General features: G+C 70.1%; 16 protein-coding genes. 3 read left to right on the top strand and 13 right to left on the bottom strand.

What is annotated here, in order from left to right; all coding sequences use genetic code 11:
• Nucleotides 1-56: 56 nt before the first annotated feature.
• The 5 genes from ruvX to rpsD all read right to left on the bottom strand — a co-directional run bounded on the left by ruvX (nucleotide 57) and on the right by rpsD (nucleotide 4,875).
• Nucleotides 57-521 carry a Holliday junction resolvase RuvX gene (gene ruvX / locus ACZ4Z5_RS17280; RefSeq protein ID WP_468263254.1) on the bottom strand — a complete coding sequence of 155 codons (465 nt, stop codon included), beginning with the start codon at nucleotides 519-521 and terminating at the stop codon, nucleotides 57-59.
• 8 nt (nucleotides 522-529) lie between these two features.
• Nucleotides 530-3,199, bottom strand: coding sequence for an alanine--tRNA ligase (gene alaS, locus ACZ4Z5_RS17275; protein ID WP_468263148.1), 2,670 nt, complete (start codon nucleotides 3,197-3,199; stop codon nucleotides 530-532).
• The gene (locus tag ACZ4Z5_RS17270) at nucleotides 3,199-3,570 is read right to left on the bottom strand and encodes a hypothetical protein (RefSeq protein WP_468263145.1); all 372 of its coding nucleotides are present in this window, start codon (nucleotides 3,568-3,570) and stop codon (nucleotides 3,199-3,201) included. The genes alaS and ACZ4Z5_RS17270 overlap by 1 nt, the downstream gene beginning before the upstream one ends.
• A gap of 7 nt (nucleotides 3,571-3,577) precedes the next feature.
• Nucleotides 3,578-4,000 carry a DUF948 domain-containing protein gene (locus ACZ4Z5_RS17265; protein WP_468263142.1) on the bottom strand — a complete coding sequence of 141 codons (423 nt, stop codon included), beginning with the start codon at nucleotides 3,998-4,000 and terminating at the stop codon, nucleotides 3,578-3,580.
• 263 nt (nucleotides 4,001-4,263) lie between these two features.
• Nucleotides 4,264-4,875: a 30S ribosomal protein S4 gene (rpsD, locus tag ACZ4Z5_RS17260; protein WP_468263140.1), complete on the bottom strand. Its 612-nt coding sequence runs from the start codon at nucleotides 4,873-4,875 to the stop codon at nucleotides 4,264-4,266.
• Nucleotides 4,876-4,931: 56 nt separating this feature from the next.
• Here rpsD and ACZ4Z5_RS17255 point away from each other — a divergent pair, with 56 nt between their 5' ends.
• Entirely contained in the window at nucleotides 4,932-5,834 is a 903-nt protein-coding gene (locus tag ACZ4Z5_RS17255) for a DUF2470 domain-containing protein (RefSeq protein WP_468263137.1), read from the top strand.
• A gap of 40 nt (nucleotides 5,835-5,874) precedes the next feature.
• On the opposite strand, the gene ACZ4Z5_RS17250 is transcribed toward ACZ4Z5_RS17255, so the two are convergent.
• The 4 genes from ACZ4Z5_RS17250 to ACZ4Z5_RS17235 form a co-directional block, all read right to left on the bottom strand.
• The gene (locus ACZ4Z5_RS17250) at nucleotides 5,875-7,233 is read right to left on the bottom strand and encodes a replication-associated recombination protein A (protein ID WP_468263135.1); all 1,359 of its coding nucleotides are present in this window, start codon (nucleotides 7,231-7,233) and stop codon (nucleotides 5,875-5,877) included.
• Nucleotides 7,234-7,322: 89 nt separating this feature from the next.
• Nucleotides 7,323-7,955 carry a vitamin K epoxide reductase family protein gene (locus ACZ4Z5_RS17245; RefSeq protein WP_468263131.1) on the bottom strand — a complete coding sequence of 211 codons (633 nt, stop codon included), beginning with the start codon at nucleotides 7,953-7,955 and terminating at the stop codon, nucleotides 7,323-7,325.
• Nucleotides 7,956-8,157: 202 nt separating this feature from the next.
• Nucleotides 8,158-9,420 (bottom strand): histidine--tRNA ligase, encoded by a 1,263-nt coding sequence (hisS, locus tag ACZ4Z5_RS17240; RefSeq protein ID WP_468263128.1) that lies wholly within the window; start codon nucleotides 9,418-9,420, stop codon nucleotides 8,158-8,160.
• 11 nt (nucleotides 9,421-9,431) lie between these two features.
• Nucleotides 9,432-10,145 carry an MBL fold metallo-hydrolase gene (locus ACZ4Z5_RS17235; protein WP_468263125.1) on the bottom strand — a complete coding sequence of 238 codons (714 nt, stop codon included), beginning with the start codon at nucleotides 10,143-10,145 and terminating at the stop codon, nucleotides 9,432-9,434.
• Nucleotides 10,146-10,284: 139 nt separating this feature from the next.
• Here ACZ4Z5_RS17235 and ACZ4Z5_RS17230 point away from each other — a divergent pair, with 139 nt between their 5' ends.
• Nucleotides 10,285-11,064 (top strand): peptidylprolyl isomerase, encoded by a 780-nt coding sequence (locus ACZ4Z5_RS17230; protein ID WP_468263122.1) that lies wholly within the window; start codon nucleotides 10,285-10,287, stop codon nucleotides 11,062-11,064.
• Between the two features lie 176 nt (nucleotides 11,065-11,240).
• Complete coding sequence (locus tag ACZ4Z5_RS17225; RefSeq protein WP_468263119.1) at nucleotides 11,241-12,470, top strand: DUF349 domain-containing protein; 1,230 nt, start codon at nucleotides 11,241-11,243, stop codon at nucleotides 12,468-12,470.
• A 107-nt stretch (nucleotides 12,471-12,577) separates the two neighbouring features.
• Here the strand turns inward: ACZ4Z5_RS17225 and ACZ4Z5_RS17220 are convergent, their stop codons facing one another.
• From ACZ4Z5_RS17220 to secD, 4 genes are all read right to left on the bottom strand, one after another.
• Entirely contained in the window at nucleotides 12,578-15,109 is a 2,532-nt protein-coding gene (locus tag ACZ4Z5_RS17220) for a RelA/SpoT family protein (protein WP_468263116.1), read from the bottom strand.
• Nucleotides 15,110-15,369: 260 nt separating this feature from the next.
• Nucleotides 15,370-15,912: an adenine phosphoribosyltransferase gene (locus ACZ4Z5_RS17215; protein WP_468263113.1), complete on the bottom strand. Its 543-nt coding sequence runs from the start codon at nucleotides 15,910-15,912 to the stop codon at nucleotides 15,370-15,372.
• Complete coding sequence (secF, locus tag ACZ4Z5_RS17210; protein ID WP_468263110.1) at nucleotides 15,909-16,985, bottom strand: protein translocase subunit SecF; 1,077 nt, start codon at nucleotides 16,983-16,985, stop codon at nucleotides 15,909-15,911. Before secF ends, ACZ4Z5_RS17215 begins: the two co-directional genes overlap by 4 nt.
• Nucleotide 16,986: 1 nt before the next feature.
• Nucleotides 16,987-18,729 carry a protein translocase subunit SecD gene (gene secD / locus ACZ4Z5_RS17205; RefSeq protein WP_468263107.1) on the bottom strand — a complete coding sequence of 581 codons (1,743 nt, stop codon included), beginning with the start codon at nucleotides 18,727-18,729 and terminating at the stop codon, nucleotides 16,987-16,989.
• Nucleotides 18,730-18,795: the final 66 nt, after the last annotated feature.

Below are 18,795 nucleotides of genomic sequence, written 5' to 3'. Positions count from 1 at the left end.
CGTGCGGTCGTTGTTCGAAAAGCGACCGCATCGCGCGGAACGTTACCGTATCGCGATCAGATGACCACTTCGACGCCCTCTCCGGGCGGATTACCGGATACCCGTTCGGACTCAAGAGCGTTCTGGAGGATGATCACAGCGGCTGCCTGATCGATGACCGACCTGCCCTTCTTGGACTTCACACCGGAGGCACGCAGCCCCTGACCGGCCGTGACGGTGGTCATCCGCTCGTCCACCAGCCGTACCGGGACCGGCGCGATGCCCTTCGCCAGCTCCTGGGCGAAGCCGCGGACCTTGGCCGCGGCCGGGCCCTCCCGCCCGCTGAGCGAGCGGGGCAGGCCCACGACGACCTCGATCGGTTCGTACTCCTCGACGATCTGGCGCAGCCGCCGGTGGGCGGCCGGGACGTCACGTCCCGGCACGGTCTCCACCGGCGTGGCGAGGAGCCCGTCGGGGTCGCATGAGGCGACCCCGATGCGGGCGTCCCCGACGTCGACCGCGAGACGGCGGCCGCGGCGCATGGTCACCGTCAGGCCGTCTCGGTGACGAGGCGTTCGACGGCGGCGATGGCGTCGCCGACGGCCTCGGGGTTCTGGCCGCCGCCCTGGGCGACGTCCGGCTTGCCGCCACCGCCGCCGCCCAGCGTCTTGGCGGCCGTACGGACCAGGTCGCCGGCCTTCAGACCGCGCTCACGGGCGGCCTCGTTGGTGGCGATGACCGTGAGCGGACGGCCTCCCGCCGTGGCGAACAGGGCCACGACGGCGGCCCGGTCGCCCGGGATCCGCCCACGGACGTCGAGGACCAGCTTGCGCAGGTCGTCGGCGGAGGTGCCGTCCGGGACCTGGCCGGTGACCAGGGCGACGCCGCGGATGTCCTTGGCGCCCTCGGCGAGACCGGCGGCGGCCTGGAGGACCTTCTCCGCGCGGAACTTCTCGATCTCCTTCTCGGCGTCCTTCAGCTTGGCCAGCATGCCGGAGATCTTCTCGGGGAGCTCCTCGGGACGGCCCTTGACCAGCTCCTGGAGCTGGGCGACGACCGTGTGCTCCCTGGCGAGGAAGTTGTACGCGTCGACGCCGACCAGGGCCTCGATACGGCGCACGCCGGAGCCGATGGAGGACTCGCCCAGCAGCTTCACCAGACCGAGCTGGGCGGTGTTGCGCACGTGCGTACCGCCGCAGAGCTCCTTGGAGAAGTCGCCGATGGTGACCACACGGACCCGCTCGCCGTACTTCTCGCCGAACTCGGCGATGGCGCCCTGGCGCTTGGCCTCGTCGATCGGCATGACCTCGGCGTGCACGTCGAGCTCGCGCGAGAGCACCTCGTTGATCTTCTGCTCGACGTCGGTGAGGACCGTGCCGGGCACGGCACTCGGGGAGCCGAAGTCGAAGCGGAAGCGGCCCGGCGAGTTCTCGGAGCCGGCCTGGGCGGCCGTCGGGCCGAGGGCGTCTCGCAGCGCCTGGTGGGTCAGGTGGGTGGCGCTGTGGGCGCGGGCGATGGCCCGGCGGCGCCTGACGTCGATGGTGGAGTAGGCCGAGGCGCCGACCGTCACCTCACCGACCTGCACGGAGCCCTTGTGGACGGACACCCCGGGGACCGGCTGCTGGACGTCGCGGACCTCGATGACCGCGCCCGAGTGCAGCTTGATGCGGCCCTGGTCGGCGAGCTGGCCGCCGCCCTCGGCGTAGAACGGGGTGCGGTCGAGGACGACCTCGACCTCGTCGCCCTCGGAGGCAGCCGGCGACGGGAGCCCGTTGACCAGCAGGCCGACGACGGTGGACTCGCCCTCGGTGTTGGTGTAGCCGGTGAACTCGGTGGCACCGGAGCCGTCGGCGATCTCGCGGTAGGCGGTGACGTCGGCGTGGCCGGTCTTCTTGGCCTTGGCGTCGGCCTTGGCGCGCTCCCGCTGCTCCTTCATCAGGCGGCGGAAGCCGTCCTCGTCCACGGAAAGGCCCTGCTCGGCGGCCATCTCCAGGGTGAGGTCGATCGGGAAGCCCCAGGTGTCGTGGAGCAGGAAGGCCTTGTCGCCGGCGAGGACCTTGCCGCCGGCGGCCTTGGTCTCGGTGACGGCGGTGTCGAGGATGTTGGTGCCGGCCTTCAGGGTCTTGAGGAAGGCGGCCTCCTCGGCGAGCGCGACGGTCTCGATGCGCTTGCGGTCGGTCTCCAGCTCCGGGTACTGCTCGCCCATGGTCTTGATGACGGCGTCCACGAGCTCGCCGACGACCGGGCCGGTGGCGCCGAGCATGCGCATGTTGCGGATGGCGCGGCGCATGATGCGGCGCAGGACGTAGCCACGGCCCTCGTTGCCGGGGGTGACGCCGTCGCCGACGAGCATCACGGAGGTGCGCATGTGGTCGGCCACCACACGGAGCGAGACGTCGCTGTCGTGGGCCTTGCCGTAGGCGACACCGGTGAGCTCGGTGGCCTTGTCGATGACGACCTTGAGGGTGTCGGTCTCGTACATGTTCTGGACGCCCTGGAGGATCATCGCCAGGCGTTCCATGCCGAGACCGGTGTCGATGTTCTTGCTCGGCAGGTCTCCGAGGATCTCGAAGTCCTCCTTGCCGGTGCCCTGGCCGCGCTCGTACTGCATGAAGACCAGGTTCCAGATCTCCACGTACCGCTCGTCGTTGACGGCGGGGCCGCCCTCGACACCGAACTCGGGGCCGCGGTCGTAGTTGATCTCGGAGCAGGGGCCGCAGGGACCCGGGACGCCCATGGACCAGAAGTTGTCCTTCTTGCCCAGGCGCTGGATCCGCTCGGCGGGGACGCCCACGACGTCGCGCCAGATCTGCTCGGCCTCGTCGTCGTCCTGGTAGACGGTGATCCAGAGCTTCTCCGGCTCCAGCCCGTAGCCGCCGTGCTCGACCGGGCTGGTCAGCAGCTCCCAGGCGAGCTTGATGGCGCCTTCCTTGAAGTAGTCGCCGAAGGAGAAGTTGCCGCACATCTGGAAGAACGTGCCGTGCCGGGTGGTCTTGCCGACCTCTTCGATGTCCGGTGTACGGACGCACTTCTGCACGCTGGCGGCGCGCGGGAAGGGCGGCTTGACCTCGCCCAGGAAGTAGGGCTTGAAGGGCACCATGCCGGCCGGGACGAGCAGCAGAGTCGGGTCGTCCGCGATGAGCGACGCCGAAGGCACGACGGTGTGCCCGCGCTCCTCGAAGAAGCTCAGCCAGCGGCGGCGGATTTCAGCCGACTCCATCAGTGGTCCTCATTCCGGTTGTACGAATGCTTGGTGTACGAGTGCTTGCCGAGTCCGTACGCGTCGTGCGTGCGCCCGCCTCGGCCGAGGGCGGAGGGCGGCCGCTGTGCCGGCAGCGCACGGTCCTGGGGCACGGGGTCGACCGGTGCCTCCAGGCCCAGCGCCTCACCGAGTTCGGCCTCGCGCTGGATCATGTTCGACCGGACGTCCAGGGCGAAGTCCTTGAGCCGGTGTCCGGTCTCGACGGCCTTGTGCGCGGCCTGCGCCGCGAGACTCTCGGGGGTCAGCTGCCTGAGCTTGCGGTTGACCTTGGTGGTGGCCCACACGCCGGCTGCTGCGCCCGCGGTGAACCAGAACGTACGGCGGAACATCGCAGCGTCAGCCCTTCTGCTTCCTTCGCCGTGGGGACGGCAGGGTACGCCCGACGATCACGGTACGACGCGGGGGCTCGGGCTGCGCCTTCCGGCCGAGGGCCCGCCGCACTCCGTATCCGAAGGCCGCGACCTTGACCAGCGGTCCGCCGAACGTCGAGGCGACGGTGGTGGAGAGCGCCGAGGCGTTGGAGGTGACCTCCTGGACGTCGGAGGCGATGGCGTCGACCCGGTCCAGCTGGGTCTGCGCCGACCGGACGGTCGCGGACGCGTCCGCGAGGAGGGGAACCGCCTGGTCCGTGACCTCGGTCACCAGCCGGGTGGTCGCCTTGAGCGTCTGGGCCAGCCTCACCAGCACCACCGCGAGGAAGGAGACCAGGATGGCCCAGAAGACGGCCACCAGGATCCCGGCCACCTCTCCACCGGACACGTTTCACCGCTCCCTGCACGTCGAAAAGTCTTCCTCCGACCCTATCGCGCCGAGGGTGGCGGCCCGTACCGCATTAGCGGCCACGGGGGCGGGAGTTGCGGCTACGGATTGTACGCAGTGCACATCCCCGGATGCGCTGCGTCCCTGCCCCGCCGTGGTAGCCCGGACACGCGTAGGCCCGGACATGCGGAAGCCCGCCGCCTCCCGCTCCTCGTGGAGCGGGGGACGACGGGCTGTGCGCCTGGTGCGGTGCTACGTCCGGGTCAGCGGGCGTAGTACTCGACGACGAGCTGCTCGTCGCAGATCACCGGGATCTCCTTGCGCTGCGGGTCGCGGTCCAGGCGGAACGCCAGGGCCTTCAGGTTGACCTGCAGGTAGCGCGGGGTCTCGCCCTCGCCGGCGTAGCCACCCTCACGGGCGACCTGGAAGGGGTGCTTCTCACGGCTGCGCTCGCGGACCGTCACGACGTCGTCGGGGCGGACGCGGAAGGACGGACGGTCGACCTTGCCGCCGTTGACCTCGATGTGACCGTGCACGACCATCTGACGGGCCTGGTAGATGGTGCGGGCCAGGCCCGAACGCAGCACCAGGGCGTCGAGACGACGCTCGAGCTCGATGACCAGGGCTTCGCCGGTCTTGCCGGTGACCTTCTTGGCACGGTCGTACGCACGGGCGAGCTGCTTCTCGCTGATGTCGTACTGGGCGCGCAGACGCTGCTTCTCCAGCAGACGGACCTTGTAGTCCGAGTTCTGCTTGCGGCCACGGCCGTGCTCACCCGGCGGGTACGGGCGAGCCTCGAAGTACTTGACGGCCTTCGGGGTCAGAGCGATGCCGAGAGCACGCGACTTCTTGACCTTGGGTCGCGACTGGTTCACGTGGAACCTACCTCCATGTAAGTTAGGTGAGCCTTACCTTATTCGAGGAGGACGTAATGTCTCGACCATCTGGGATCCCCCGGCCCAGTACGTATCGGAGTTCAGACAAGTCTGCTTCCGACAACCCTGAGCAAGGTCAGCCGCGTCCCGTGGAAGGCGCTCGACAGCCCACCGGAGCCGAGCGCGTACGAACCCTCGTTGAGTCCAACGCCTCAGTATCCCTCACCGTGAGGGGTGCTCGCACCACCGGTCCCGGCTGGCCGGAACCCGCGGCACGTGCGGTGACGCCGGACGGGGACGTCATTCTCCTGGCGTACTGGGACTCCCCTGCCGCCCGGGCCGCCGCGCACGCCCAGGACGACGACCTCACCGCCGTGATGGAGATCACGGACGTCGCCCCCGTCGCCGTGCCGCACCGGATCCGCGGCCGCGCCGTGCTCGCGGGCTGGCTCACCCCGGTCCGCAACGAGGAGCGTGCCGTGTGCGCCATGCTGCTCACCGCGCAGCAGGCTTGTGGTGCCGCGTCCGGTCTGCCCGGCGTCGAGGAGATCCTGGCGACGGACGCCGGCACTCCCCACTGGATGATGCTGCGTCTCGAGGTCGGCGAGGTCCGCGTCGAGGACCTGTGGGGCGCCGAGACAGTGGAACCGGAGGCCTTCGCCCTGGCCGCCCCGGATCCGCTGGTGGCGCACGAGGCGGAGCTCCTCCAGCATCTGCACTCCGCACACGGCGACCAGGTCCAGACCCTCTGCGGACTCCTCGGTGAACGGGGCGGGGACCCACGCACGTCCGGCCTCCGGCTCGTCCCGCTGGCACTGGACCGCTTCGGACTGCGGCTGCGGTTCGGCACCGGGCACGACGCCTGCTTCGACGCCCGCTTCGACTTCCCCGAGCCGGTACGGGACGTCTCCGGACTGCGCCGCGCCATGCACACCCTCTTCGAGGCGGCCTCCGGCTGACCCGCCACGGAAGGAACGGTCGAAGACGGGCGGTCGAGGACTAGGACGGGGCTTCGCCCCGCAGCCGCCCGCGGACCTTCTCGACGACGTCCGCGTAGCGCGCCTCCGCGCCGTAGCGCGTCGGCTCGTAGTAGCGCTTGCCGTGTACCGCGTCGGGTGCGTACTGCTGGGCCGCGATGGCACCCGGTATGTCGTGCGGGTACACATAGCCCTGCGCGTGACCCAGTCGTGCCGCGCCCTTGTAGTGCCCGTCCCTCAGATGCGCGGGGACCGGGCCCGCCAGACCGTTCCGCACGTCCGCCAGGGCGGCTCCGATCGCGGTCGTCGCCGCGTTGGACTTCGGGGCGAGGGCGAGCGCGATGGTGGCGTGGCTGAGGGTGAGCGCCGCTTCGGGGAAGCCGATCATCGCGACGGCCTGCGCCGCTGCGACCGCCGTGGGCAGCGCCGTGGGGTCCGCGAGCCCGATATCCTCGCTTGCGGAGATCATCAGCCGCCGGGCGATGAACCGCGGGTCCTCCCCCGCCTCGATCATCCGCGCCAGGTAGTGCAGCGCCGCGTCCACGTCCGAGCCGCGGATCGACTTGATCAGGGCGCTCGCCACGTCGTAGTGCTGGTCGCCGTCCCGGTCGTACTTCACGGCCGCCCGGTCGACGGTCTCCTCCACCGTGGCGAGGGTGATCTCCTTCTCGCCCTTGGCGAGGGCCGCGCCCGCCGCGGCCTCCAGTGCGGTCAGTGCCCGCCGCGCGTCACCGCCGGCGATCCGCAGCAGATGCGCCTCGGCGTCCTCGGGCAGCGCCACCGCCCCGCCCAGTCCGCGTTCATCGGTGAGTGCACGGCGGACCAGCCCGCTCAGGTCCGCGTCCGTGAGGGGCTCCAGCGTGAGCAGCAGCGAGCGGGAGAGCAGTGGTGAGATCACCGAGAAGTACGGGTTCTCGGTGGTGGCGGCGATCAGGGTGACCCAGCGGTTCTCGACCGCGGGCAGCAGGGAGTCCTGCTGGGCCTTGCTGAACCGGTGGATCTCGTCGAGGAAGAGCACCGTCTCCTTGCCGAACCCGCCGGTGGCGCGGCGGGCGCCCTCGATGACCGCCCGGACCTCCTTGACCCCGGCCGTGATCGCGGACAGTTCGACGAACCGCTTGTTGGTGGCCTTGCTGACCACGTACGCCAGCGTCGTCTTGCCGATGCCCGGCGGGCCCCAGAGGATCACCGACGAAGGTCCCGCGGGACCGCCGCCGCCCTCGCCGACGAGTCTGCGCAGCGGGGAACCGGGCCGCAGCAGATGCTGCTGGCCGACGACTTCGTCGAGAGTGCGCGGACGCATGCGGACGGCGAGCGGACTCGACGCCGGGTCCTTCTCCTGGCGCTCCTCGGCAGCTGCGGTGAACAGGTCGGGCTCCACGCACGGAACCCTACGTCACCCCACTGACAGTGCCGTCCGCCTGTCGGCTCCGCCGGCTCTCGGCTCCTGGGCCTCCGCCCGTCAGCCCGTCAGCTCATCCAGAAGTCCCACCAGCGGGTCAGGATCAGCATGCCGATGATCCCGATGTGCATGACCGGCAGCACCCAGGTGAACTCGTCGAAGAAGTTCCGCAGCGCGGTCGGGGCGGGCAGGTGCTCGTTGCGGACGTTGTACGAGGTGACGTACCAGAACATCACGATCGTCGCGACCCAGGCGAGGGAGCACCATAGGCACAGCGCGTTGATGTTGTACAGCGACTGGTACATCAGCCAGGTGCAGAACCCGACGCCGAAGAGCGTGCCGGCGTTGAAGGTGAGCCAGTACCAGCGGGGGAACCGGGCCCCGGCGAAGAGGCTCATCCCGACGCCGATCACGATCGCGTAGGTGACCAGGCCCAGCATCGGGTTGGGGAAGCCGAAGACCTCGGCCTGCGCGCTCTTCATGACGCTGCCGCAGGACACGATCGGGTTCAGGCTGCATCCCGGGGTGAAGCCCGGGTCCTCCAGCAGCTTGATCTTGTCGATGGTGATCACCCAGGAGGCGAGCAGTCCGGCCGCGCCCGTGATCACCAGCAGCCAGGCCAGACCCCGGCCGGCGCCGGTCGTGCGCGTGGTCGTCCGCGTCGTCGCGTCCCGCTCTGCCTCTGAAGTCGTTGGGGTCATCACGTCGTTTCCGTCGGAGGTCTGCTGTTCGGCACGGTCATTGTGCCGTACAGCCTGCCGTCCGCGGCGTCGGGGCGACGTAAGCAAGGGCGGTACGACGGGCGAAACCCCGTTCCGCGGCGGCGCGTTGGCCGGACCGCGTCGCCGGGAACGTAAGGGAGCGGACGGGGCCGGACGGCGTCCGCCGCCCGGCCCCGGATGGTCATGCGAGCTTCGAGCTCAGCCTCTCCACGATCGCGTCGAGCGCGACCGCCTCCTGCTCTCCTGACTCGAGGTCCTTCAGCTGGACGACGCCCTCGGCCAGGTCACGGTCGCCCGCGATCACCGCCAGCCGGGCGCCCGAGCGGTTGGCGGCCTTCATGGCCCCCTTGACACCGCGCCCGCCGAACGCGAAGTCCGTCGCAACCCCCGCCCTGCGCAGCTCGGTGACCAGGCCGAACAGCACCCTGCGGGCCTCCTCGCCGAGCGGCACCGCGAACACGCTGGTGGACGCCGGGAGGTCCAGCTCGATGCCCTCGGCCTCCAGGGCGAGGACCGTGCGGTCGACACCCAGCGCCCAGCCGACGGACGGCAGCGCGGGGCCGCCGATCATCTCGGACAGACCGTCGTAGCGGCCGCCGCCGCCGACCGCGGACTGCGAGCCGAGACCGTCGTGGACGAACTCGAAGGTCGTGCGGGTGTAGTAGTCCAGGCCGCGGACCAGCTTCTCGTCGTCCTCGAACGCCACGCCCGCCGCGCCCAGCAGCTCGCGCACCTCCTCGTGGTACGCCTTGCAGGCGTCGCACAGGTAGTCGCGCAGCATCGGGGCGCCCGCCAGCTGCTCCTGGACCTCCGGGCGCTTGTCGTCAAGGACCCGCAGGGGGTTGATCTCGCAGCGGCGCCGGGTGTCCTCGTCGAGGTCCAGCTCGCGCAGGAAGGCCTGCAGCGCCTCCCGGTAGACCGGCCGGCACTGCTTGTCGCCCAGCGAGTTCAGCAGGATGCGGAACCGGCGCAGGCCCAGCGAGCGGTACGCCTGGTCGGCGAGGATGATCAGCTCGGCGTCGAGCACCGGGTCCTCGGCACCGATCGCCTCGGCACCGACCTGGGAGAAGTGCCTGTAGCGGCCCTTCTGCGGGCGTTCGTAGCGGTAGTAGGAGCCGGAGTACCAGAGCTTGACCGGCAGGTTGCCGGTCTTGTGGAGGTTGGCCTCCAGGGCGGCGCGGAGCACCGACGCGGTGCCTTCCGGGCGCAGCGCCAGCCGGTCGCCGCCCTTGGTCTCGAAGGCGTACATCTCCTTGGTCACGATGTCGGTGGACTCGCCGACACCGCGGGCGAACAGCTCGACGCTCTCGAAGCCGGGCGTCTCGACGTAGCCGTAGCCGGCGCGCCGGAGCGGCCCTGCGATGGCCTCGCGCACCGCCAGGTAGGTGGCGGAAGCCGGCGGCAGCAGGTCGTAGGTGCCGCGGGGGGCTTTGAAGGTGCTCACGGAAACTCTCGTCACATTCCTCGTCGGGGAGCGGCGGTGGGACCGTCTCCCGGGCCGGCGGCCACCTGTCGGAGATAGGGGTTGGTGGCGCGCTCGCGGCCGATGGTCGTCTGGGGGCCGTGGCCGGACAGCACCACGGTCGAGTCGTCGAGCGGCAGGCACACGCGTGCCAGCGAGTCGAGCATCTCGGCCATGTCGCCGCCGGGCAGGTCGGTGCGTCCGATGGAGCCGGCGAACAGCAGGTCGCCCGAGAAGAGGACCGGCGGGATGTCCGCGGTCTCGGGCATACCGAAGGTCACCGACCCCTTGGTATGGCCGGGCGCGTGCGCGACGGTGAGCTCCATGCCGGCCAGCTTCAGGGTGGCGCCGTCGGTCAGCTCGTGGACGTCGTCGGGCTCCCCCACGGTCAGCTCGCCCATGAGCGGCATCCCGATGGAGCGGCCGAGGGCCTTCTCCGGGTCGCTCATCATGTACCGGTCGGCGGGGTGGATCCACGCCGGCACGTCATGGGCTCCGCACACCGGGACGACGGAGGCCACATGGTCGATGTGGCCGTGGGTGAGGACGACGGCGACGGGCTTGAGCCGATGCTTCCTGAGCGCGTCCTCGACTCCCTGGGCCGCCTGGTGGCCCGGGTCGATGATCACGCATTCCTCGCCTGCGGCGGGGGCGACCAGGTAACAGTTGGTGCCCCAGGCCCCGGCGGGGAACCCGGCAACGAGCACGATCGTCCTCACAATGTTCCGACGGGTGATTGCAGCAGACCAGAGCCTACCGGCGCTGCTCGTCACACAGCGAACCCATATACCGTACGGGCAACCAGCCAGTAACCGATGGCCTGAGTCCGTACAAGGAGACGACCCGGTGGTCACCAGCGATCAGCGGCGGCGGCAGCTCGCCAGGGAGAAGTTCGAACGTCAGCAGCAGCGTCGCGACGAGGCGCGCCGCAAGTCGAAGAAGCGCAACACGATCGTCGCCGCGTCGCTGGCGGTGGTCCTGTGCGCGGGCGGCGCGGTCTACGCGTCCGTCGCGCTGACGGGCAGCCCCTCCCCGCAGGCCGACGACGAACCCACGCCCAACCCGTCGGCGAGCGAGAGCAGCGCGGCCGAGCCGGCGATGACGATCGACAGGAAGGCCTCGTACGCCTTCGCCCTGACGACCAACCGGGGTGCGATCACCATCGCGATGGACGCAGCGAAGACACCGCACACCGTGAACTCGTTCAAGGCGCTGGCCGACAAGAAGTTCTTCGACGGGACCAAGTGCCACCGGCTCACCACCGGCGGTCTCTCGGTCCTGCAGTGCGGCGACCCGGAGGGTACCGGTACCGGCGGCCCCGGCTACACCATCCCGGACGAGAACCTGGCGGCCCTCGGCAAGGCCGGTGCCGACGGCGCGGTGACGTACCCGGCGGGCACGGTGGCCATGGCGAACACCGGTCAGCCGAACTCCGGCGGCAGCCAGTTCTTCCTGGTCTACAAGGACAGCAAGCTGCCTCCCACCTACACCCCGTTCGGCAAGATCGACGCGGCGGGCCTGAAGGCGGTCCAGGACGTGGCGGCGGCGGGTGTCGAGGGCGGCGGGACGGACGGCCCGCCGAAGTCGGCCGTCACCATCGAGAAAGCCACGGTCGGCAAGTCCTGACCGTGGAATTTCGGCCGCGCTGAGTGCGGACAGCCGGGCGGCGGTTCGCCTAGATTGGCGTTGTGCAACGTGGGCCGGGTCCCGCGTCGTGAAGGGCGGGCGAGGCCCGCTCAGGAAACTGTGGACGATGCCCGGGGGGAGGACCCCCCTCGTCGGCATCATGTGGAGGAGGCGCTGTGAGCAGCGACCCGTGGGGCCGTGTCGACGAGACGGGCACCGTGTATGTGCGTACTGCCGATGGCGAGCAGGTCGTCGGCTCGTGGCAGGCGGGCACTCCCGAGGAGGCCCTGGCCTACTTCGAGCGCAAGTACGAGGGCCTGGTCGTCGAGATCGACCTCCTCGAGCGGCGGGTGAAGACCACCGATCTGTCGGCGAAGGACGCCCAGACCGCGATCGAGCACCTGCGCCAGCAGGTCGACGAACACCACGCGGTGGGCGATCTCGGCGCGCTGCGGTCCCGGCTCGACAAGCTGAGCGAGACGGTGGAGTCCCGCCGCGAGGAACGCAAGGCGCAGAAGGCCAAGCAGACCGACGAGGCCCGCCGGGCCAAGGAGGAGCTGGTCGCCGAGGCGGAGCAGCTCGCGCAGAGCGAGCAGTGGCGTGCGGCCGGTGAGCGGCTGCGGGCCCTGGTGGACACCTGGAAGGGCATGCCGCGGCTGGACCGGAAGTCCGACGACGAGCTGTGGCACCGCTTCTCCCACGCCCGGTCGGCGTTCTCCAAGCGCCGCAAGGCGCACTTCGCGTCGCTCGACGCGCAGCGGGAGGACGCCCGCAAGGTCAAGGAGCGGCTGGTCGCCGAGGCCGAGTCGCTGTCCGGGTCGACCGACTGGGGTCCGACCGCGGCCCGCTATCGCGAGCTGATGGCGGACTGGAAGGCCGCGGGCCGGGCGCAGCGCGAATCCGAGGACGACCTGTGGAACCGTTTCCGCGGTGCCCAGGACATCTTCTTCGCGGCGCGCAGCAAGGTGTTCGCCGAACGGGACGCCGAGCAGACCGAGAACCTCAAGCTCAAGGAGGAGCTGGCGGCCGAGGCCGAGCAGCTGCTGCCGGTGACGGACCTGAAGGCCGCGCGTGCCGCGTTCCGTGCCGTCAACGAGCGCTGGGAGGCCATCGGACACGTCCCGCGTGACGCCCGGGCGAAGGTCGAGGGCCGGATGCACACGGTGGAGCGGGCGATCCAGGAGGCCGAGGAGGCCGAGTGGCGCCGTACGAACCCGGAGGCGCGGGCCCGTGCCGCGGGTCTGACGGGTCAGCTGCAGGCTGCCGTGGACAAGCTGCGTGAGCAGATCGAGGCGGCGAGTGCGGCGGGCAACAACGCCAAGGCCGACAAGCTCGCGAAGGAGCTGGAGGGCCGGCAGGCACTGCTGGACCAGGCGCTGAAGGGTCTCCAGGAGTTCGGCGGCTGAAACCGCTCGGTCCTGTAGGCGGAACGACGACGGCCCCGGCATCCGCCGGGGCCGTCGTCGTGTGCTGACACTGCAGTGGCCCTGCGGTCTTCGGGCCGCCGCCCGGCCTACGGTCTGCGGGCCGAGGTGACGCGGTAGACGTCGTAGACGCCCTCGACGCCGCGGACGGCCTTCAGGACGTGGCCCAGGTGCTTGGGATCGCCCATCTCGAAGGTGAAGCGGGAGGTGGCGACCCGGTCGCGGGAGGTCTGGACGGCTGCGGACAGGATGTTGACGTGCTGGTCCGACAGGACCCGGGTGACGTCCGACAGCAGCCGGGACCGGTCCAGGGCCTCGACCTGGATGGCGACGAGGAACACCGAGGACTGGGTCGGGGCCCACTCGACGTCGAGGATCCGTTCGGGCTGCTGCGACAGCGAGTCCACGTTGACGCAGTCCGCACGGTGCACGGAGACGCCGCTGCCGCGGGTGACGAAGCCGATGATGGGGTCGCCGGGGACGGGCGTGCAGCAGCGGGCCAGTTTCACCCACACGTCGTCGACGCCCTTGACCACGACACCGGGGTCGGCGTTGGCCCGGCGCTTCCGGCCGCGTCCGCGGGCGGGCGGGACGGTCTCGGCGATGTCCTCGGTGGCGGCCTCCTCGCCGCCGAGGGCCTGGACGAGCTTCTGCACGACGCCCTGGGCGGCGACATGGCCCTCGCCGATCGCCGCGTACAGCGAGGAGATGTCGGGGTAGCGCATCTCGTGCGCCAGGGTGACCAGGGAGTCGCCGGTCAGGATGCGCTGGATGGGCAGGTTCTGCTTGCGCATGGCCCGCGCGATGGCGTCCTTGCCCTGCTCGATCGCCTCGTCCCGGCGTTCCTTGGAGAACCAGGCACGGATCTTGTTGCGGGCGCGGGGCGACTTGACGAAGCCCAGCCAGTCCCGGGACGGTCCGGCGCCGGGGGCCTTGGAGGTGAACACCTCGACCAGGTCGCCGTTGTCGAGCGTCGACTCCAGGGGAACCAGCCGCCCGTTGACCCGGGCACCTATCGTGCGGTGTCCGACCTCGGTGTGCACCGCGTACGCGAAGTCGACCGGGGTGGCCCCGGCGGGCAGCGCTATGACATCGCCCTTGGGGGTGAAGACGAAGACCTCGTTGCGGGAGAGGTCGAAGCGCAGCGACTCCAGGAACTCGCTGGGGTCCTCGGTCTCCTTCTGCCAGTCCAGGAGCTGCCGCAGCCACGCCATGTCGTTGACGGTGTCCTGGCCGATGCTGCCCTTGGCGGCCTTGGGCACATCGGTGCGGATCTTGGACGTGCCGGCGACGGTCTCCTGCTTGTACTTCCAGTGCGCGGCGATGCCGTACTCGGCGCGGCGGTGCATGTCGAAAGTGCGGATCTGCAGTTCGACCGGCTTGCCGTTGGGCCCGATGACCGTCGTGTGGAGCGACTGGTACATGTTGAACTTGGGCATCGCGATGTAGTCCTTGAACCGTCCCGGCACCGGATTCCACCGGGCGTGGACGGTGCCGAGCGCCGCGTAGCAGTCGCGGACGGTGTCGACGAGGACGCGGATGCCGACCAGGTCGTAGATCTCCGCGAAGTCCCTGCCGCGGACGATCATCTTCTGGTAGACGCTGTAGTAGTGCTTCGGCCGGCCGGTGACCGTGGCCTTGATACGGGCGGCCCGCAGATCGGTCTGGACCTCGTCCGTCACTATGGCGAGGTACTCGTCGCGCTTGGGCGCGCGCTCCGCGACGAGCCGCACGATCTCGTCGTACATCTTGGGGTAGAGGATCGCGAAGGCGAGGTCCTCCAGCTCCCACTTGATGGTGTTCATGCCCAGCCGGTGCGCCAGCGGGGCGTAGATCTCCAGCGTCTCGCGGGCCTTCTTCTCCTGCTTCTCCCGCTTGAGGTAGCGCATGGTGCGCATGTTGTGCAGGCGGTCGGCGAGCTTGATGACCAGGACGCGCGGGTCCTTGGCCATGGCGACGACCATCTTGCGGACCGTCTCGGCCTGGGCGGCCTCGCCGAACTTGACCTTGTCGAGCTTGGTGACGCCGTCGACGAGCAGCGCGACCTGGTCGCCGAAGTCGCGGCGGAGGGTGTCGAGGCCGTAGTCGGTGTCCTCGACGGTGTCGTGCAGCAGGCCTGCCATCAGCGTGGCCGGGTCCATGCCCAGCTCGGCCAGGATGGTCGTCACGGCGAGCGGGTGCGTGATGTACGGGTCGCCGCTCTTGCGCTTCTGGCCGCGGTGCCAGCGCTCGGCCACCTGGTAGGCCCGCTCGATCTGGCGCAGCGTCGAAGTCTCGATCTTCGGGTCGTTGCCGCGGACGATGCGCAGCAGCGGTTCGAGGACCGGGTTGTAGGGGCTGGAGCGCTGGACGCCGAGGCGCGCCAGACGGGCCCTGACCCGGTTCGAAGACCCTCCGGCCCGGACCAGCGGTGCGGGAGCGGGAGCGGGCTTGGACTCGCCGGCCGGGGCCGCTGCCTGGGCGCGCTCGGGCGCGGCAGACTTCGACGGCTCAGCGGGCTTGTCCTTGGGCGCTCCGCCCTCCGCCCCGGCCGGTGCGGCCTGCGGCTTCTGGGATTCGGACACGTCGGAAGGTCCACCCGGACGGAGTCTGGGCGAGAGTGGCTGGGCCTCGTCTGGCAAGAGCGCTCCTCCATGCGGGATCCCCGGGTCCCCCGGTCAGGCCCGGAAACCCATGGTATCGGCTCCGTGTTCCCCGGCTCATGCCGAGACCTGTCACACGGGCCGGGACCGGCGCACGGCACCGGCCCGCGGCCACATGGCTGAGACGGGGCGGTATGTCCCAGCACCCGCCTCAACGAGATGCGGTCACCGAAGAGACGCCGTCCGAGTAACGCCGATGGGCCCCCATATGGGGGCCCATCATCTGCGTCCTGAGTCGGTCAGAGCGTGATCAGTGCCTCCAGCGGCGCACCGGCGAGGTGCGCCTCCAGCTTGGCGCGGCCGTTCAGGAACCCGAGCTCCATCAGGACCGCCACGCCGGCGACCTCGGCGCCGGCGCGGCGGATCAGCTCCAGCGAGGCCTCGGCCGTACCGCCGGTGGCGAGGACGTCGTCGATGACCATGACGCGGTCGCCGGTCGTCAGGTCCTCGGCATGGATCTCGATCTCCGCCGTGCCGTACTCCAGCTCGTAGCTCTGGGAGAGCGTCGCGCCGGGCAGCTTGCCGGCCTTGCGGACCGGGACGAAGCCCAGCCCCGCACGAACGGCGACGGGGGCCGCCAGGATGAAGCCGCGTGCCTCCAGACCGACGATCTTCGTCGCACCCGTGCGGGCGCACAGTTCGGCGAGCGCGTCGGTCAGGGCGCCGAACGCCTCCGGGTCCGCCAGGAGGGGCGTGATGTCCTTGAACAGCACGCCCGGCTTCGGGTGGTCCGGGACGTCCCGGATACGGCTCAGCAGCAGCTGCCGCACGGTGCCGGTCACCGGCGCCTGCCCTGGGCGCGCCCATGGGCTCGCTGTCCGACCACGGCGATGTCACCGGCGCCTGCCGCGTCCACCTCCTGGTCGTCGGGCTCGCCCTTGGCCGCGGCGGCCGCCCGCTTGGCGAGCACCCGCTTCTTGAGGGCCTTCATCTTCGGGTCGCGCTCCTTGAGGTCGGCGACCAGCGGAGTGGCGATGAAGATCGACGAGTAGGCACCGGCCGCGAGACCGACGAACAGCGACAGCGAGATGTCGTTCAGCATGCCCGCGCCGAGGAAGCCGCCGCCGATGAACAGCAGGCCGGCGACCGGCAGCAGCGCCACGACGGTGGTGTTGATGGAGCGGACCAGCGTGCCGTTGAGGCTGCGGTTGGCGATCTCGCTGTAGGTGTAGCGGGTCTGCTTGAGGATGTCCTTCGAGCCCTCCTTCAGACCGTCGAAGACGACGACCGTGTCGTAGAGGGAGTAACCGAGGATCGTGAGCAGACCGATCACCGTACCGGGCGTGACCTCGAAGCCCACCAGGGCGTAGATGCCCACGGTGATCGTGAGGTCGTGGATCAGGGCGATCAGCGCGGCGAGCGCCATGCGCCACTCGAAGGCGATCGCCAGGTAGATCACCACGAGGACCATGAAGACGCCGAGGCCGGTCCAGGCCTTCTCGGCGATCTGCTCGCCCCAGCTCGGGCCGACGAGTGCGGCGTTGAGCTGCTTGTCACTCGAGAGGTCGAGCTTCTCGACGAGTTGGTCCGCGACCTTGTCCGCCTGGGCGGTGTCCAGGTTGCTGACCTGGATGCGCAGGTCCTCCTTGCCCACCTTCTGGACGATCGCGGGGTGGCCGGAGGCCTCCTCCGCGGCCTCTCTGGCCTGCGCGACGGAGACGGTGGCCTTCTCGACGGTGAAGACCGCGCCGCCCTTGAACTCGATGCCCATGTTCAGGCCCTGGACCGCGAGGCCCACCACGGCCGTGATGGTGATCAGGATCGAGATTCCGTACCAGAGCATCCGCTTGCCGACGAAGTCGTACTGGACCTCGCCGCGGTACAGCCTGGCGCCGATGCTGCCGAGTCGCGACATCTCACGCCTCCTTCGGGTCGATGGGGGCGGAGACGCGACGGGAGCGGCGCAGGGGCGGCTTGGCGCCGAGCCGCTTCGGGTCCAGACCGGACCACGGGTGGCCGCCGCCGAAGAACTTCGTCCGGGCGAGCAGCGTCATCAGCGGCTTGGTGAAGAAGAACACCACGACGACGTCGAGGAGCGTCGTCAGACCGAGGGTGAACGCGAAGCCCTGGACCTTGCCGACGGTGACGATGAAGAGCACCGCGGCGGCGAGGAACGACACGAAGTCGGAGACCAGGATCGTGCGCCTGGCGCGCGGCCAGGCCCGCTCGACGGCCGGACGCAGGGTCCTGCCCTCGCGGATCTCGTCGCGGATGCGCTCGAAGTACACGATGAAGGAGTCGGCGGTGATACCGATGGCGACGATGGCACCACAGATGGCCGGCAGGTTCAGCGCGAAGCCGATGGCCGGGCCGAGCAGCGACATCAGCGTGTAGGTCAGGACCGCCGAGACCAGGAGGCTGAGGATCGCGATGAACGACAGACCGCGGTAGTAGACCAGCAGGTAGATCACGACGAGCGCGAGACCGATGGCTCCGGCGATCAGGCCGGCCTGCAGCTGCTCACCGCCGAGCGCCGGGGAGACGGTGTCGACGCCCTGCTCGACGAACGACAGCGGCAGGGCGCCGTAGGACAGGATGTTCGCCAGCTCCGTGGCGGACTCCTGGTTGAAGCTGCCGGAGATCTCGGCACTGCCTGCGATGGCCGTACGGACGGAAGGCGCGGACTGCACGTTCCCGTCGAGCGTGATCGCGAACTGGTTCTGCGGGGCCGGATTGACGGCGAGCTTGCCGGTGATGTCGGAGAACTTCTTGCTGCCCTTGTCCGTGAAACCGAGGGTCACGATCCAGATGCCGCGGTTGGGATCGATCACGGCCTTGGCGTCGTCGACGTCGACGCCGTCCACCCCTGACGGACCGAGGATGTACTTGGCGTCGCCCTCGGTGGAGCAGGCGATGGTCGGCTTGTTCGGATCGGCGTTCTTCGCCGGGTTCGGGACCTGCTTGGTGTCGCCCTTGCCCTTGGGCGTGCAGTCGAGGGCCGCGAACTGCTTCTGCAGGGCGGCGACGGCCTGGTCACCCGTGCCGGTCGGCTGCGGGGCCGGCGTGGGCGCCGACGCGGAGGGCTTGCCCGAGCCGCTGGGCTGCGGGGAGGGGGCCTTGAGGCCCTCGGTGAGGGCCCGTCCCTGAGTGGTGGCGCTCGCCGACGGCGCGGCGGCCGGCTTGGAAGGGCTGGCCTTGCCGCTGGGGGTGGCGGCGGGGCTGCCGCTCACGGCGGGGTCGGGCGTGGCCGCGCCGCCCGAGACTGCGAGCACGGGCCGGAAGTAGAGCTGGGCCGTGGTGCCCACCTGCTCACGGGCCTGCTTGGAGTCCGTGGCACGGGGGATGTTGACGATGATGTGTTCCGGGCCCTGCTTCTGGACCTCGGCCTCCGACACACCCAGACCATTGACACGGCGCTCGATGATCGAGATCGCGGTGTTCATGTTGGTCTCGTTGATGGCGTTCGGCTTGCCGGGCTGGTTCTGCGCCTGGAGCGTGATGCTCGTGCCGCCTGCCAGGTCGATACCCAGTCGCGGGGTGGTGTCCCCGGACCAGAACATCCCACCGACCAGCGCGGCCATGGCGACGAGCATCAGGGCCAGGGTGCGCCCCGGCTTCCCCTGACCTCCCGCCGCCCGGCCCTTTTTGGGTGCTGCCACCTTCTCGTTTCTCCCTGTCCAACCGCCGCGCGCCCCCTGGGCGTCGCGGCGGCCACGAAGTGGTGT

The organism is Streptomyces sp. NPDC030222 (assembly GCF_055573115.1).
Note: the sequence above shows the minus strand (reverse complement) of the source record. Positions and strands in the feature narration are given on the sequence as shown.